Consider the following 15114-nt stretch of genomic DNA (forward strand, 5'->3'; position numbering starts at 1 on the left):
CCGCGGGTGCGGTTACGGCGCGGTCAGCGCCCGGAATCCGATATCCGGAAACGATCATCCCCGCCGGGGCGGGGATGATCGCAACGCATCAGGGCTTCGCGAAGACCTGATCAATGGCGGAAATGGCGCACGCCGGTGAAGACCATCGCCAGGCCGTGCTCGTCCGCGGCGGCGATGACTTCGTTGTCGCGCATCGAACCGCCCGGCTGGATCACCGCCTTGATGCCCGCTTCCGCGGCGGCGTCGATGCCGTCGCGGAACGGGAAGAACGCGTCGCTGGCCATCACCGAACCCGGCACGACCAGACCCGCGTCGGTCGCCTTGATGCCGGCGATGCGCGCCGAATACACGCGGCTCATCTGGCCAGCGCCGACGCCGATGGTGCGATGGTCCTTCGCGTAGACGATCGCGTTGGACTTCACGAACTTCGCCACGCGCCACGCGAACAGCAGGTCGTTCATCTGTTGCGGTGTCGGCGCGAGCTTGGTCACGACCTTCAGCTCATCGCGCGTGACTTCGCGGATGTCGCTGGTCTGCATCAGCAGGCCCGAGCCGACGCGCTTCACGTCGAAGTTGTTGCGGCCTTCGCCGTGCGGGATGCGCAGCACGCGCACGTTGGCCTTCTTCTTCGCGTAGTCGAGCGCACCGTCCTCGTAGTCCGGTGCGATCAGCACTTCGACGAACTGGCGGTCGAGGATGGCCTTGGCCGTCGCCGCATCGAGCTTCGTGTTGAAGGCGAGGATGCCGCCGAACGCGGAGGTCGGGTCGGTCGCGTAGGCGAGTTCGTACGCATCGCCGCAGGCCACGCCCTCGGCGACGCCGCAGGGGTTGGCGTGCTTGACGATCACGCACGCCGGACGCTCGAACTGGCGCACGCATTCCCACGCGGCGTCGGCATCGGCGAGGTTGTTGTAGCTCAACTCCTTGCCCTGCAGCTGGGTGAAGGTCGCCAGCGTGCCCGGCACCGGCCACAGGTCGCGGTAGAACGCGCCCTGCTGGTGCGGGTTCTCGCCGTAGCGCAGGTCCATCACCTTCACGAAGTTGCTGTTCTGCTGCGCCGGGAACAGCGCGCGCGATCCGTCGTCCTGCAGCGAGGACAGGTAGTCGCTGATGCACGCGTCGTACTGCGCCACGCGGTTGAACGCGGCCACCGACAGCGCGAAGCGCGTGCGTGCCGACAAGGCTCCGTCGTTGTTCGCCAGTTCCTCGACGATGCCCGCGTACTGCGCCGCATCGGTGGCGACGGCGACGCGCGCAAAGTTTTTCGCCGCCGAACGCAGCATCGCCGGGCCGCCGATGTCGATGTTCTCGACGATCTCGTCGAGCGTGCTGTCCGGATTCGCCGAGACCTTCTCGAACGGATACAGGTTGAGCACCAGCAGGTCGATCGGCGCGATGCCGTGCTGCGCCATCACCGCGTCGTCGGTGCCGGCGCGGCCGAGCAGGCCGCCGTGCACGATCGGATGCAGCGTCTTGACGCGGCCGTCCATCATTTCGGGGAAGCCGGTGACGTCGCTGACGTCCTTGACCGGCAGGCCGGCATCGCGGATCGCCTTGGCGGTACCGCCGGTGGACAGCAGCTCCACGCCGTGGCCGTGCAGCGCACGGGCCAGGTCGAGCAGGCCGGTCTTGTCGGAAACGGAAAGCAGCGCGCGGCGGAGTTTCACCGGCGAGGCGGCAGGATCGAGGTTCATTGGGGGGCTTGGGAAGCGGAAAGCCCCGGAATTATACGCCGCGTGCCGGACCGGCCGACCCGGCGCAGGACCTGCGTCCTGCGCCAAGTGGTCGTCAGGGCTTGGCCGTGCTGGCGGCCTTGACCGTGGTGCTCGGGAAGTAGAACTCGATCTCGTCGCGCACGGCGAGCATCGCCGGGTCGTGTGCGAGCTTGGTGGCGACTTCCCTGGCGGTGGACTGGACCCATTCCATGCCGCCCTTGCCCAGCCCCTCCGTACCGTCGGAACCGGCGGTCCAGATGTTCTGCGCGCGCGTGGCGGTGCGTTCGAAGGTGTAGCTGGTGACGACCTTGCCGTTCAACAGCACTTCGTAGCGGACGACCAGGCGATCGTTGGTGACCACCGGCAGGATGCCCAGCGTGCCGCCGGACAACATCGCACTGAGCAACCCGGCGGCCGTGCCAGCGGCGGTCGGCCGCACGGTGTGCGTCACCACCAGCACCAGCGGGCTGCCGGCCAGTTCCTTGTCGAGCGCGACGAACGCCGGATCGGACTTGAGCGCGGTGAGCACTTCGTCCTGGGCGACGGACGCGAGGAACTTCATCGGCGGCAACACCACCACGGCGGTGGGCGATGCGCCGCTGGCGATCACCGGTACCTGCACCGGCGGTGGCGGTATCGTGGCATTGGCGGCGGGAGCGGCTGGCTTCGCCGGCGTGCTGCCGTTCGCGACCACGGGGATCGGCGGCGAGACAACAGTCGTGGCGACGGGCGCGACCGGCGTTTGCGCGACGGCGACCGGTGCCGCGGGAGCGGCAACCACGGGCTTGGCCGGCGATATGCCGTTGGGAACCGGCGCCAGCGGCGCGGCGACCTTCGATTGCCCGGCCGTCGCGGACAGCGGAAGTGCGAGCAGGAGAACGAGCATCGGCTTGCGGATCATGGCGCGCCTCCTCACTGGTAGCAGTTGAGCTGGACGGTGTTGGTCAGCGCGGCCTGGTTGGCGGCCTGCATGCTGCCCGCGCCCTGCGCCCGGATCACGTCGAAGGGCACCTTCTCGCGTTGCAGGAACTTCGCCACGTACGTCGCGTCGAGCGCGAAATTCACGTTCTGCGGGATCTGCCCGAGCTGGGCCAGCGCGACCGCGTTGAGCGTGCTCACCGCCATGCCCAGCAGTTCGCCGTTGTCGGAGACGATCGGGCCGCCGCTGTTGCCGGGCTGGATCGGCGCGGAGAACTGGAACATGCCCAGCGAACCGCGTAGCCCCTTGCTCGCGCTGATGTTGCCGCGGGTGACGTTGGGCGAGTCGCCGAGCAACCCCTGCAGCGGGAAACCGACGCTGGTGACCGATTCGCCGAGCACGATCTCGTTGCCCTGGCGCAATGCGATGGCGGTGCCGCGCGGCTTGCCGGAGTCGAGCACGGCGATGTCGAGCAGGTCGCTGGCCGCACGCGAGGTGACCGCGAAGGTGGTGCCGTCCTGGTGCGCTTCCAGCAGCGTGCAATCGCGCGACACGTGGGCCGCGGTCAGCAGCTGGCCGGTCTTGTTGACGAAGAACGCGGTGCCGGTGCGCAGCGGCTTTTCGCGGTCGACGTAGGGCGTGAGGTCGATCTTCGCCGTCGAGGCGTTCGCCGGGAACTGCGTGGCGTCGGGCTTCAGCCGCGTCTGGATGGCGTACATGATCTGCTGCACGGCCAGGCCCGAGGCGGTGGCGGCGCCCGCGTTGAGATTGCTGCCGCGGATCGTCTGATCGATGCTGCCGAACAGCAGCTGCTTGCCGTCGAGGCCGTGGACCGAGTACTTCACCGTAAGCACCGGCTTGCCGGTTTCGCGCGACCACTTCGGCGCCATGTCGACCAGCAGTGCGTACGGTGCGTCGGTCGCACCCGGCACCAGCTGCATGGCCGGGAAGTACTTCTTGCCCACTTCGTCGAGTGCGTCGGCGAATGCCTTGCCCGGCTCGATCCACATGTTGCTGATCGGCACGTAGGTGCGCGCGGTCAGCGACGACGGCGGCACGTAGACGGCGATCGGCGTCGGATTGGACACCACTGGAATGGTCTTGCTCGTCGCGGCGTGGGCCGCGGGCAGGATCATGGACGCGAACAGCACCAGCGCCGGCGCGATGCGCGCAGGCAAGGACACGACGACTCGCATTGGACAGCTTCCCCCGGCTGCGCCGCGTCCACCGGCACGACGCCCGGTACGCGGCAATGGTCTCGTTAGAACCGGCTCCCCAGCCGGTCGAACGGAGTCTAGCGGATTACGGCTCGGGGGTTACAAGGGCCGGAACGAAGCCGGAAGGGCTCAGTCCAGCCCGTACTCGCGCAGCTTCTTGCGCAGCGTGGCGCGGTGGATGCCGAGCATCGCCGCGGCGCGGCTCTGGTTGCCGTCGCAGTGCTGCAGCACTTCCACGAACAGCGGGATTTCCAGCTCGCGCAGTGCGATTTCGTAGAGGTTTTCGGTGCCGCAGCCGTCCAGGTCGCCGAGGAAACGGCGGATCGACGTGGCGACGTGGTCGCGCAACGGCACGCGGGGCGCGGTGCGTGCGGCGTCGGTGCGGTCGATGGCGGCGTTCAACGGATTCCCCAGTGTGGCGTTCGTCGTCCGGTCCTGGCCGACGGGAAGCGGAGTCTAGCGCGCGTCTGTCGCAGGCGACAATGTGATGGCCGTCGCTTAGCGGAAGTCGAAACTGAAGGCGACGATACGCGGCGCCGGCTCGACCACATCGAACGCGACCGTCGTGCTCTGGCCGGGCAGCAATGCGTCGCCGGCACGGTGCGACTGACGGTATTCGTCAGGGGTGAACGCGCGCTGGCCGACCGGGCGGCCGTCGACGTCGGAGAGGCTCAGCACCAGTACGGGCCAGGGCTGCGGCCACTGCGCGTCGTTGCGGAAGCTCGCCTCGACGGCGAGCACGCCACTGTCGCCGGCCTTCGGCCGCACGCCGCGCTGGAGCATGGTGAACGCGGTGGGTTCGTGCCACGGGGGCAGTTCGCACTGGAGCACGCCGCACAGACTGGCGACGAGCGGTCGCCAGCGCGGATCGGCGGCGAGGTCGTTTCGTTGCGCCAGTAACAATTGCAGTGCGAGCAACAATGCGAGGCCGGCGACGATGGCGTAGCCGCGCCACGACGTGCGCGCGGGCGATGCGGCCACGGCATGTCGCGCGAAGCTCGGCGCGCCCTTGCGTCGCGGTCGCGCACGCCGGCGTGCGCGCGCCGGCGCTGCGGTCGCGGTCACCGCGGCGATGGCTTCCTCGTAACTCGGCGCGGGTGCCGGATCCGCATCAACGTCGGCATCCGCATCGACGGCGTCGCTCGCCGCGACGTCATCGCTGGCCGGTTCCACGGACGCCGCATCCGCATCGGATTCCTCGATGGGGGGCGCTGTGTTCTCCGCGGTGTCGGCGATCGCTTCCGAATCGGCGCCGTCCTCGACCGGCGACTGCACGAGCCCGTCGCAGCGCGGACAACGCTGCGGCGGACCGTCCTCGCGGACGATCAGTGCGACCAGGAAACCGCAGTGCGGGCAGGGAACGAACATGCCCTTATTCAAGCATGCCGCCCATGCGGCATGTCAGTGGCGGCGCACGCCTGTGACGCGCATCCAGTCCTCGAGGCGCTCGGCGCGGAGCGACTCGAAGTCCTTAGCGTAGCGTTCGATCACTTCGTCCTCCTGGCCGTGGAGGATGCCCGACATCGCGATGCGGCCGCCCGGCGCGACGCGCGCGGCCAGCGTGTCGGCCAGCGCCACCAGCGCGGAGGCGAGGATGTTGGCGACCACGACCGGGTAGGTGTCGGCCGGTTCGTCCTGCGGCAGGTACACGGCCAGACGATCGGCCACGCCGTTGCGTTCGGCGTTGTCGGCGGTGGCGGTGATCGCCTGCGGATCGTTGTCCACGCCGATGGCCTGCATCGCGCCGAGCTTCAGCGCAGCCAGCGCGAGGATGCCCGAGCCGCAGCCGAAATCGAGCACGCGCGCGTCGCGCAGCGCGCCTTCGTCGGCGAGCGTGTCGAGCCATTGCAGGCACAGCGCGGTGGTCGGATGCGTGCCCGAACCGAAAGCCAGGCCCGGATCGAGCCGTACCACGGCCGCATCGGCGGCGTCGGCGCCGGCCGGCAGCTCATGATTCCACGGCACGATCCAGGTGCGCCGGCCGAACTGCAGCGGCTCGTACTGGTCCATCCACGCGCGCTCCCAGTCCTGATCGGCGACTTCGCGGAAGCTCGCACGCGACCAGTCCAGACCCTCGTCGGCGGCGTCGAGTGCGTACAGCAGCAGTTCCTGTGGCGTGCCCGCCGCGAACAGGGCGGTCAGGACCAGCTCGTTCCACAGCGGCTGCTCGCCGACGCCGGGCTCGAAGATGGCCTGTTCGTCGGGCGCGTCGGCATGCGCGTCGGCGAGCGTGACCGCCAGTGCGCCGACGCTCTCCAGCGCGCGTTCGTAGCGGGGCTGCTGCACTTCGGTGCAGGGCAGGGAAAGTTCGAGGAACGGCATGGTGGGCACGGACGTGGGGCGGCGTGGGCGGTCATGGTGGGCCGTGGCGCCGGCGCCGTAAAGCCGGGTCTTCGCCGGCCGTCATGGCAGTGCGCGCATTCAGGCTGTTTGCCCCGGATGGGCGACCCGATTGCCCTAGAATGGCCGCCACGTTTGGATTCGCGAGCCGATGGCCAACACCCTGCAAACCGGGTTGAGAGGACGTTCGCCCCACTGGGGTGGAACGCGCCTGCTCGCGTGGTCGGCGATGGTGGTGCTCGGCATCGCTGCGTTGGCCGCGCTTGCGCTTTACCGCGATGGTGGGTTCGTGCATCCGGGCGCGGTCAGTATCGCGACCGTGGTCGATGCCGAACTCGACACGCGCGCCGGTGCGACCGACGACCGCGTGCGCCCGAACGACATCGGCGTCGCCGACGCGGCGACGGTTGCGCCGACGTCCGTGCGGGCGCGCTTCGATGCCAGCGACGATCTGTACGCCTACGTGCAATCGCTGGAAGCGGCGGTGCGCGAGAACGACGCCGACGCGATCTGGATGGTCAGCCGCGTGTACGACTACTGCTCGTCGTTCGCGATGGCGCCGGCCGCGTACGACCGCGATACGCGCGCGATCGGCGAGATGAACATGCGCGGTTCGCCGGCGATGGTGGCCGCGCGCCAGCGCGTGGGCCAGCGTTGCTCGCGTTTCGTGCCGCAGGACGAGATCACGCCACGGCTGGTGTTCCTCAAGCGCATGGAAGCCGCGCAGGCCGGCAGCCTCGCGGCGGAAGCTTCGCTCTTGGCCTCGGGCGCGCCGCTGCAGGAAACCGCGGAATACAAGCGCGACCTCGTGCAGCGCGTGCAGCGTTCGGGCGACGCGGAAGCGTATTCGGCGCTGTCGCCGGGCATGGGCATCGCCGCCAGCGGCCAGCCCGCGCTCGCCGACCAGGTCGCCGGTACGCAGTTCGCCGAGCTCGCATGGCAACTCGCCGCGTGCCGGCTGGGCCTGGACTGCGGTCCGAACGGCGCACTCATGACCTCGTATTGCGCGAACGGCGGTATCTGTTCGCGCGATCCGCAACAGGATTTCGAGCGGTTCGTCTTCGACGCCGCCGTACCGCGCCAGGGCGCGGAAGTGATCAACGAAATGATCGACTCGCTCATGCGCGAGAAGAGGACAAAGCAATGAAGAAGCTAGGATGGGCCGACAAGGTCGCGCGGTATTTCTGGGTGCTGCTGTTCGCCACCTATTCGGTCGCCGCGGCGGGCGTGATGATCGACGTGCTCGGCGACGAGTACAAGGATCTGTCGCAGGTCGCGGTGACCACCGTGCATTCGTCGGAGGATGTGCGCATGTCCGGTGCGGCGCAGGTCGCGGCGGTGTATCGCGCCAGCAGCGGCGCGCCGTTCTCGACGCTGCCGCCGGGCAGCACGTTCAAGGTGGTCTGGCCCGACGGCTCCAGCGAGTACGTCATGGTGGTCAGTCCGGCCTCGACGTCCGGCGTGCATCCGATCCCGCACACGCAGCGCGTACCGTCGGCTCCGGGCAAGACCGGCACGGCCGGCGACGCAGCGGCCGAAGCGCAGCTCCAGTAACGACGAACGCGTCGAAAACCCGGGCTCAGCGGCCCGGGCGTTCGGAACGGTGGTGCATCGCCTCGATCGGAGGCACGAAGTCCACCGGCACCTTCACCATCTGTCCCGCCGGCTCGCGTTCCGAACGGATCCGCCAGCGCCATGCGGTGGTGATCGCGGACTGGTCCAGCAGCGGCCAGCCGGAGGATTCGGCAAGGCGCACCGCGCGCACTTCGCCGCACGGATTCACCAGCAGCCGCAATTCCACGCGACCGCCTTCGCCGTTGCGCGCCATCGAATCCGGATACGGCGGTGCCGCCATCTCCTTCGGGGCAGGCGTGCAGGTTTCCTGTTCGATGAGCTTGCGCCACGCGCCGTAGCTCACCGTTTCGGTGTCGGTCGGCGGCTCCGGCGGCATCATCGCCGCGGTGTCGTCGCGCAGCTTGCGGCACGCGGCCTGCGCGGGATCGCAGTACACGCGCGCGACGATGCGGTAGTTGATCGTGTCGGAGCGGTCGATGATCTGCACCGCGCTTTCCGGCCAGTGTCCGTTCTGCGGCGGCAGGAACGTCCATTGCCCCGCCGTCTCGCCGTTGTCGATCGCGAAGCGGGTCAGGTCCGGGCGGAACGCGAAGTACTCCGCGTCCGGCAATACCTTCAGTTCGCTTTCGTCCATCGTCCCGCTGTCGCGGTACCAGCCGAGCAGCTGGTCGCGATAGAGCTTCGAGACGAAGGCCGGCGACACGCCGGCCATTTCGACCTGCAGCCAGTTCTGCGGCCGCGGCTTGGCGCCGATGGCCTGCGACGAGGCCAGTCCGAGCACGAGGGCAAGGGCGAGGCGCGAATTCATGGAAGCTCCGGGTGGAAAGCCGCGGCGACGCCGCGGCCCGTGGCGGTCAGACGATCGACAGCGCCTTTTCCTTCTGTTCCTTCAGCCGCTTTTCCAGGTAGTGGATGTTCATCCCGCCCTGCTGGAAACCGGCGTCGGACATGATCCGCTGCTGCAGCGGCACGTTGGTCTTGATGCCGTCCACGACCATCTCGCTCAGCGCCACGCGCATGCGTGCGATCGCAGTCTCGCGGTCGGGGCCGTGCACGATCAGCTTGCCGATCATCGAGTCGTAGTTCGGCGGCACGCGATAGCCTTCGTAGATGTGGCTGTCCACGCGCACGCCCGGGCCGCCCGGTGCGTGGAAATGCTGGATCAGGCCCGGGAACGGCATGAACGTCTCCGGGTCCTCGGCGTTGATGCGGCACTCGATGGCGTGGCCTTCGAGCACGATGTCGCTCTGCTTGATCGATAGCTTGTGGCCGGCGGCGATCATCAGCTGCTCGCGCACCAGGTCGATGCCGGTGACCAGTTCGGTGACCGGATGTTCCACCTGGATGCGGGTGTTCATCTCGATGAAGTAGAAGCGGCCGTTCTCGTACAGGAACTCGAACGTGCCCGCGCCGCGGTAGCCGATGCGCAGGCAGGCCTCGACGCAGACCTTGCCGATTTCCGCGCGCTGTTCGGGTGTGATGCCCGGTGCGGGCGCTTCCTCGACGACCTTCTGGTGGCGGCGCTGCATCGAGCAGTCGCGCTCGCCCAGGTGGATCGCGTTGCCCTGGCCGTCGGCGAGGACCTGGATCTCCACGTGGCGCGGGTTCTCCAGGAACTTCTCCATGTACACCATGTCGTTGCCGAACGCGGCCTTGGCCTCGGACTTGGTGGTCTGGATGGCCGCGGTCAGGTGCGCTTCGGTGTGGACCACGCGCATGCCGCGACCGCCGCCGCCGCCCGCCGCCTTGACGATGACCGGATAGCCGATCTCGCGCGCGATCTTGACGTTGGTGGCCGGATCGTCGCCGAGCGGACCGCCGCTGCCGGGCACGCAGGGCACGCCGGCCGACTTCATCGCGCGGATCGCTTCGACCTTGTCGCCCATCAGGCGGATCGTGTCGGCCTTCGGGCCGATGAAGATGAAGCCCGACTGCTCCACGCGTTCGGCGAAGTCGGCGTTCTCGGACAGGAAGCCGTAGCCCGGATGGATCGCCTGCGCGTCGGTGACTTCCGCCGCGGCGATGATCGAGGCCATGTTGAGGTAGCTGTCGGTGGACGGCGCCGGGCCGATGCAGACCGACTCGTCGGCCATCGCGACGTGCTTGAGGTTGCGATCGACGGTGGAGTGCACCGCGACCGTACGGATGCCCAGCGCGTGGCACGCGCGCAGGATGCGCAGCGCGATCTCACCGCGGTTGGCAATTACAACTTTGTCGAGCATGGGATCGTTCCGTTAAAGGTTTTGGGGGCTGTGCCCCCGGCCAGCGGGCTCGCATGCCCGCTGGCGTTCGCGGGCTCGCGGCTGGCGCCGCTCGAAATCCCGCTCACCCGATCACGAACAGCGGCTGGTCGAACTCGATCGGCTGGCCGCTCTCGACCATCACCTTGAGCACCGTGCCGGCGACGTCGGCTTCGATCGGGTTGAACATCTTCATCGCCTCGATGATGCCCAGCGTGTCGCCGGCCTTGACCGCCTGGCCGACGCTGACGAACGCCGGCTTGTCCGGCGAGGGCGAGGCGTAGAACGTACCGACCATCGGCGCACGCACGATATGGCCCGGCGGCAGGTCGGCGACGGGCTTGGGCGTGCCGCCGCTGGCGGCCTCGGTCGGGCCGTGCATCGGCATCACGGGCGCGGCAACCGGTGCGGCGTGCATCACCGGGGCCGCGGCCACGGCGATGCCCTTCGGCGTACGGGCCAGGCGGACCGACTCCTCGCCTTCCTTGATCTCGATCTCGGCGAGATTGGATTCTTCGAGCAGGTCGATCAGCTTCTTGATTTTGCGCAGGTCCATGGTGGGCCTCTAGGTCATGCGCCCGCTCAGCGCGGGCAGGTCGGTTGGAATCAGGGCGACGCGGCCAGCCGGGCCAGGGCCGCGTCGAGGGCGTAGCGGTAACTGTCCGCGCCGAAGCCGCACACCACGCCCACGGCCAGATCGCTGAAGTAGCTGGTGTGGCGGAAGGGTTCGCGGCGGTGCGGGTTGGACAGGTGGACTTCGATGAAGGGCAGGGCCACCGCCGCCAGCGCGTCGCGCACGGCGACGCTGGTGTGGGTGAAGGCGGCCGGATTGATCAGGACGAAGGCGGTCCCGTCCTCGCGCGCGGCCTGGATCCGGTCGACGAGGACGTGCTCGGCGTTGGACTGCAGGCTTTCGAACGCATGGCCGGCAGACTCGGCGCGGGCGCGCAGGTCGGCGTCGATGTCGGCGAGCGTCGTGCGGCCGTAGACCTCCGGCTCGCGTGTGCCGAGCAGGTTGAGGTTGGGGCCATGCAGGACCAGCAGCTTCGCCATCGCGGACCGGGAATTCCCATCGAACGGGTCTGAAGGGCGGCAGTGTGCGCCATGCCCGTCGGGGTGTCCAGACGTTCGGTGCCGTATCGGCGAAGTTCGCGGAATTTAATCAGTTGTTTGAGTGGTCGCTCTAATCTGCGACCCAGTTGTCGATTTCGCCGTGCTGGAACGGCCCGATCTTCTGCCTGATCAGCCGTCCGTCGGCGGACACCAGCACGGTGTAGGGCAGTACCCCTTTCGGATTGCCCAGTTGTACGCCCGCGTCGCGCGGTCCGGCCTGGTCGAGCAGGATCGGGTAGCGCACCGGAATCCGCTTGAGGAAGTCCTGGACGGCGGCCGCATCATCCAGCGCGATGCCGACCACTTGCGTGCCGTTCGCACCCTGCGCGGCGGCGAAGCGGTCGAGCTCGGGCATCTCTTCGATGCACGGCCCGCACCAGCTGGCCCACAGGTTGATCAGCAGCGGCCGCCCGGCGTAGGCGGCGGGCAGGGCCACGTTGCGACCGTCGAGCGACGGAAGCTGCAGCGCCGGGATGACCTCGCCGCGCCGAGCCACGGCCAGGTCGGCGGGAGGCTTCGGCGCCGTGGCTTCCATCGCCGACTGCAGCGCGCGCTGGCCGACCTCGGTCCGCAGCAACGGGCCGGGGCCGTTGAGCCACAGGCCCGCGCCGGCGCCAAGCACGCCGGCCACGGCGGCGACCAGCAGGATCTTGCCGGTCGAACCCATCAGCGCGCGGCCCGGTTCGCGCGTTCGACGAACTTGTCGGCGTCTTCGAAGCCGAACAGCCGCAGCTCGCGGCGTTCCGCACCGTCGGCGTAGTACAGCGTGGCCGGCGGGCCGATGATGCCCAGCCGCTTCATCAGCGCCTGGTCGGTGTCGTCGTTGGCGGTCACGTCGGCCTTGAGCAGGACGAAACCGGACAGCGCGCGGTGCACGGCAGGTTCGGGGAAGGTGTACTTCTCCATTTCCTTGCAGGACACGCACCAGTCGGCATAGAAGTCGAGCATCACCGGCTTGCCGGCCGCCTTGGCCGCGGCGACCTCACGGTCGAGATCCTCCAGCGACTTGATCTTGCGGAACGGCAGCTCGGCTTCGCGCACGCCGCCACTGCGCAGGCCGGCGAGCGGCTGCAGCGGATCATGGCTGCCGGCCATCGCGCCGACCAGTTGCGCCGCGCCGAACAGACCCAGCACCAGCGCGGCGGTCCAGCCGACCACGCGCGCACCGGCGCCGTGCGCGGCCCGGATCGCGACCGCTATCGCGGCCGCAGCGGCGAGCAGCACCACGCCCCACAACGCCAGCGTGGCGGCCGCCGGCAGGATGCGCGACAGCATCCAGATCGCCAGGCCGAGGAAGATGAAGCCGAACACGCGCTGCACCGCGACCATCCACGGTCCGCTGGTCGGCAGGCCCTTGCCCGCGGCCACACCGAATGCGAGCAGCGGCACGCCCATGCCCATCGCGAGCAGGAACAACGCCGCACCGCCGAACGCCGGATCCTGGGTCTGGCCGATGTAGAGCACCGCCGCCGCCAGCGGCGGCGCCACGCAGGGGCCGACGATCAGTGCCGACAGCGCGCCCATGATCGCCACGCCGACCCACGAGCCGCCACGCTGGCGGTCGGTCATCGAACCCAGGCGGTTGCGCAGGGCGGTCGGCAGCTGCAGCTCGTACAGGCCGAAACTCGACAGCGCGAGCGCGATGAAGATGAGCGCGAAGACCACGATCACCCACGGCGTCTGGAACGCGACCTGCAGGTTCGCGCCGACCAGGCCGGCGATCACGCCGGCGACGGTGAACACCAGCGCATTGGCCAGCACGTACACGAACGACAGCGAGAACGCGCGGCGCGCGCCCAGGCCCGGGCCGTGGCCGGCGATCAGGCCGGACAGGATCGGGATCATCGGCAATACGCAGGGCGTGAACGACAGCAGCAGGCCGAAGCCGAAGAAGCTCGCCAGCGCCCACCAGCGGTTCGGGCCGGACAACGCCTTGGCGAGACGGCTGTCTTCGGCCAGGTTGGCTTCGTCAGCGGTGGTCGCGGACGGCGCCGTTGTTGCAGCGGTCGCGGGGATCGCCTCGCTACCTGCGGTCGCTGGGGCTGCGCTGGCGACGGCGGTCGCGTCTTCAGTCGGAGCCGTCGAGGTCGCGGTCGTCGCAGGCGCCGCATCGAGCGCCTTGACCACGCCGGCAGGAAGCGCGACATCGACTTCGCGCGTCATCGGCGGATAGCAGATGCCGTCGGTCTGGCAGCCCTGGAAGCGTGCGGTGAGATGCAGGCGCGTGGCGCCGGCCTCGCGGCGCGCGAGCGGCACCGGCACTTCGACCTGGTCGAAGAACACCACGACGTCGCCGAAATGTTCGTCGCGATGTGCCACGCCCCGCGGCCAGCGCGGCGCGCCCAGCGCGAAGCCGGCGCGCTTCGCCGCGTCGTCGAGCGTCAGCGTGGTCTTGTCGCGGTACAGGTAGTAGCCGCGCGCCGGCGTGAAGCGCAGCAGCAACGTATTGCCGTCGCCGGCGATCGCCTCGAAGCCGAACGCCTGTTCCGGCGGCAGCGGCAGCGCGTCCGTGGCACCGGTCTTTCCACCAAACAGTCCGCCACTGAGCGGTGCGCCGGAACGCGCGGCACCAAAGTTCACCACCGGCTGTTCGTCGGCGTTCGCGCCCGCCGATGCCGGCAGTGCGACGTTCACGCTGCGCGTCTGCGGCGGGTAGCAGATGCCCGCGTCGGCGCAGCCCTGGTATTTGATCTTCAGCGTGACCTGTCGCGCCTTCGCCGTGCCGGGCAGCACCGCGGTGAGTGCCTGGCGGTAGGTCTCGACCTTGCCGAAGAACTCGTCTTCGTGCGCGTCGCCCTTGGGCAGCTGCAGCGGCTGTGCAGCGAAGCCGGCGTCGGCCTGCACGGCGATGCGATGGCGGTAGAGGTAGTAGCCGTCGGCGATGCGCCAGCGGATTTCGATGCGGTCCGGCGATGGTGCTTCGGCGCGCAGGGCGAAGGCTTCGTCGACCGGCAGCAGGTCGTCCGGGTCGATCGCCGCATGCGCCGGCAGGATGGTCAGCGCGGTCAGCGCGGCGGCGCCCAGGCGCAGGGCGAGGGAACGGAATTGTCCGCGAAGGCGGGAGCGGAATGCGTCAGTCATCGTCTCGGGTCTGTTCGGCCACCCAGTCCAGGTAGGCGGCCAGGCCGCCCACCGCTTCGACCGCGATGGCCTCGGGCAGTTCATAGGGATGCAGAGCCTGCAGTCGCGCGATCAGCGCGTCCTGGCGGTCGGCGGTGGTCTTGATCAGCAGCAGGATTTCGTCGCCGCGCTCGACCGCGCCCTGCCAGCGGTACGTGGAGACGACGCCGGGAAGCATGTTGACGCACGCCGCCAGGCGCTCGCTGACAAGCGAGCGGGCGAGGGCATCGGCGGTCTGCGGATCGGGGCAGGTGCTGAGCACCAGCCGGACCGGCGGGGCGGGAGACGCGGCCATGAGGGGCGCCAGTGTAGGGCACCGGCCTCGGGCATGGGCGTGGGAAGGTTGCGGCCGGCCGGTCACCCGGGCGTCGGGGCTTTGGCGTAGGCTGCCGGCGCCGGCCCCCACCGGCACGGGAGGTCCGATGCCGTACCGCTCCATCGCCGTCCTCGCGCTGTGCGCGTTCGCCGTGCCGGCCGCCCTGGCCCAGCCGGGCGATGCGCACGGCATCCGCGTTCGCGCCGCCTGCTACCAGGCGACGCCCGCGCCGCGGCTGATCATCGACCTGAGCTGCGAGCACGCGATGGATTGCTGGCGCGATCCCGCCACGATCGGCGTCATCGACCTGGAGACCGGCAAGCGGGTGAGTTCCTCCGCCAACGACCTGGTCTACGTCGATGCCAATGGCGCACTGCTGGTCGAGCCGCCGATGCAGGGCGTCATCCGCGCGGTCTGGACCGTGGGCCTGGGCGACGCGGTGCTGCCCAAGCGCGTCCAGCTGGTGCAGGGCGACGAAACCGCGACGTCCGCGTTCGAACCGGCTGCCGACTGCGCGGCCCTGCCGCCTGCTGCCGTCAGACGCCTGCTCGGACGCTGA

General features: G+C 69.3%; 16 protein-coding genes. 3 read left to right on the forward strand and 13 right to left on the reverse strand.

The genetic code is table 11. The features are described 5' to 3' along the window. Positions 1–110: 110 nt before the first annotated feature. The 6 genes from purH to prmA form a co-directional block, all read right to left on the reverse strand. Positions 111–1694: a bifunctional phosphoribosylaminoimidazolecarboxamide formyltransferase/IMP cyclohydrolase gene (gene purH / locus FOF45_RS09205; protein ID WP_158984148.1), complete on the reverse strand. Its 1584-nt coding sequence runs from the start codon at positions 1692–1694 to the stop codon at positions 111–113. A gap of 94 nt (positions 1695–1788) precedes the next feature. Next, positions 1789–2616, reverse strand: coding sequence for a hypothetical protein (locus tag FOF45_RS09210; protein WP_158984150.1), 828 nt, complete (start codon positions 2614–2616; stop codon positions 1789–1791). Positions 2617–2627: 11 nt separating this feature from the next. Continuing rightward, entirely contained in the window at positions 2628–3818 is a 1191-nt protein-coding gene (locus FOF45_RS09215; RefSeq protein WP_158984152.1) for a S1 family peptidase, read from the reverse strand. A gap of 162 nt (positions 3819–3980) precedes the next feature. Then, a complete protein-coding gene (gene fis, locus FOF45_RS09220; RefSeq protein WP_158984154.1) occupies positions 3981–4253 on the reverse strand; it encodes a DNA-binding transcriptional regulator Fis in 273 nt (90 codons plus the stop codon). 96 nt (positions 4254–4349) lie between these two features. Next, positions 4350–5219, reverse strand: a complete 870-nt coding sequence (locus FOF45_RS09225; RefSeq protein ID WP_158984156.1) for a DUF3426 domain-containing protein — start codon at positions 5217–5219, stop codon at positions 4350–4352. A gap of 33 nt (positions 5220–5252) precedes the next feature. Next, positions 5253–6173: a 50S ribosomal protein L11 methyltransferase gene (gene prmA, locus FOF45_RS09230; protein WP_158984158.1), complete on the reverse strand. Its 921-nt coding sequence runs from the start codon at positions 6171–6173 to the stop codon at positions 5253–5255. A 247-nt stretch (positions 6174–6420) separates the two neighbouring features. On the opposite strand from prmA, the gene FOF45_RS09235 reads away from it, so the two are divergent. Both FOF45_RS09235 and FOF45_RS09240 read left to right on the forward strand, forming a co-directional pair. After that, positions 6421–7338, forward strand: coding sequence for a hypothetical protein (locus tag FOF45_RS09235; RefSeq protein ID WP_158987401.1), 918 nt, complete (start codon positions 6421–6423; stop codon positions 7336–7338). Then, on the forward strand, positions 7335–7745 hold the full coding sequence (locus FOF45_RS09240) for a hypothetical protein (protein WP_158984160.1): 411 nt from the start codon (positions 7335–7337) through the stop codon (positions 7743–7745). Before FOF45_RS09235 ends, FOF45_RS09240 begins: the two co-directional genes overlap by 4 nt. Positions 7746–7770: 25 nt before the next feature. Here the strand turns inward: FOF45_RS09240 and FOF45_RS09245 are convergent, their stop codons facing one another. From FOF45_RS09245 to cutA, 7 genes are all read right to left on the reverse strand, one after another. After that, positions 7771–8574, reverse strand: a complete 804-nt coding sequence (locus FOF45_RS09245) for an energy transducer TonB (protein ID WP_158984162.1) — start codon at positions 8572–8574, stop codon at positions 7771–7773. A gap of 46 nt (positions 8575–8620) precedes the next feature. After that, on the reverse strand, positions 8621–9988 hold the full coding sequence (gene accC, locus FOF45_RS09250) for an acetyl-CoA carboxylase biotin carboxylase subunit (protein ID WP_158984164.1): 1368 nt from the start codon (positions 9986–9988) through the stop codon (positions 8621–8623). Positions 9989–10091: 103 nt separating this feature from the next. Then, on the reverse strand, positions 10092–10562 hold the full coding sequence (accB, locus tag FOF45_RS09255) for an acetyl-CoA carboxylase biotin carboxyl carrier protein (RefSeq protein WP_158984166.1): 471 nt from the start codon (positions 10560–10562) through the stop codon (positions 10092–10094). A 50-nt stretch (positions 10563–10612) separates the two neighbouring features. Then, positions 10613–11059, reverse strand: coding sequence for a type II 3-dehydroquinate dehydratase (gene aroQ / locus FOF45_RS09260; protein WP_158984167.1), 447 nt, complete (start codon positions 11057–11059; stop codon positions 10613–10615). A gap of 130 nt (positions 11060–11189) precedes the next feature. Then, complete coding sequence (locus FOF45_RS09265) at positions 11190–11786, reverse strand: TlpA family protein disulfide reductase (RefSeq protein ID WP_158984169.1); 597 nt, start codon at positions 11784–11786, stop codon at positions 11190–11192. Beyond that, positions 11786–14200: a protein-disulfide reductase DsbD gene (locus FOF45_RS09270; protein ID WP_158984171.1), complete on the reverse strand. Its 2415-nt coding sequence runs from the start codon at positions 14198–14200 to the stop codon at positions 11786–11788. Before FOF45_RS09270 ends, FOF45_RS09265 begins: the two co-directional genes overlap by 1 nt. Next, positions 14193–14534 (reverse strand): divalent-cation tolerance protein CutA, encoded by a 342-nt coding sequence (cutA, locus tag FOF45_RS09275; protein ID WP_158984173.1) that lies wholly within the window; start codon positions 14532–14534, stop codon positions 14193–14195. The genes FOF45_RS09270 and cutA overlap by 8 nt, the downstream gene beginning before the upstream one ends. A 127-nt stretch (positions 14535–14661) precedes the next feature. On the opposite strand from cutA, the gene FOF45_RS09280 reads away from it, so the two are divergent. After that, complete coding sequence (locus FOF45_RS09280; protein WP_158984175.1) at positions 14662–15114, forward strand: hypothetical protein; 453 nt, start codon at positions 14662–14664, stop codon at positions 15112–15114.

Origin of the sequence: Lysobacter panacisoli (assembly GCF_009765165.1) — a bacterium.
Classification (GTDB): Bacteria; Pseudomonadota; Gammaproteobacteria; order Xanthomonadales; family Xanthomonadaceae; genus Lysobacter_J; species Lysobacter_J panacisoli.

Coding starts and splice junctions, on each gene's coding strand:
- cutA (WP_158984173.1), bottom strand. CDS start 14,534: ATGGCCGCGTCTCCCGCCCCGCCGGTCCGGCTGGTGCTCAGCACCTGC.
- accC (WP_158984164.1), bottom strand. CDS start 9,988: ATGCTCGACAAAGTTGTAATTGCCAACCGCGGTGAGATCGCGCTGCGC.
- accB (WP_158984166.1), bottom strand. CDS start 10,562: ATGGACCTGCGCAAAATCAAGAAGCTGATCGACCTGCTCGAAGAATCC.
- FOF45_RS09240 (WP_158984160.1), top strand. CDS start 7,335: ATGAAGAAGCTAGGATGGGCCGACAAGGTCGCGCGGTATTTCTGGGTG.
- purH (WP_158984148.1), bottom strand. CDS start 1,694: ATGAACCTCGATCCTGCCGCCTCGCCGGTGAAACTCCGCCGCGCGCTG.
- FOF45_RS09235 (WP_158987401.1), top strand. CDS start 6,421: ATGGTGGTGCTCGGCATCGCTGCGTTGGCCGCGCTTGCGCTTTACCGC.
- FOF45_RS09265 (WP_158984169.1), bottom strand. CDS start 11,786: ATGGGTTCGACCGGCAAGATCCTGCTGGTCGCCGCCGTGGCCGGCGTG.
- FOF45_RS09225 (WP_158984156.1), bottom strand. CDS start 5,219: ATGTTCGTTCCCTGCCCGCACTGCGGTTTCCTGGTCGCACTGATCGTC.
- aroQ (WP_158984167.1), bottom strand. CDS start 11,059: ATGGCGAAGCTGCTGGTCCTGCATGGCCCCAACCTCAACCTGCTCGGC.
- FOF45_RS09270 (WP_158984171.1), bottom strand. CDS start 14,200: ATGACTGACGCATTCCGCTCCCGCCTTCGCGGACAATTCCGTTCCCTC.
- prmA (WP_158984158.1), bottom strand. CDS start 6,173: ATGCCGTTCCTCGAACTTTCCCTGCCCTGCACCGAAGTGCAGCAGCCC.
- FOF45_RS09245 (WP_158984162.1), bottom strand. CDS start 8,574: ATGAATTCGCGCCTCGCCCTTGCCCTCGTGCTCGGACTGGCCTCGTCG.
- FOF45_RS09280 (WP_158984175.1), top strand. CDS start 14,662: ATGCCGTACCGCTCCATCGCCGTCCTCGCGCTGTGCGCGTTCGCCGTG.
- FOF45_RS09210 (WP_158984150.1), bottom strand. CDS start 2,616: ATGATCCGCAAGCCGATGCTCGTTCTCCTGCTCGCACTTCCGCTGTCC.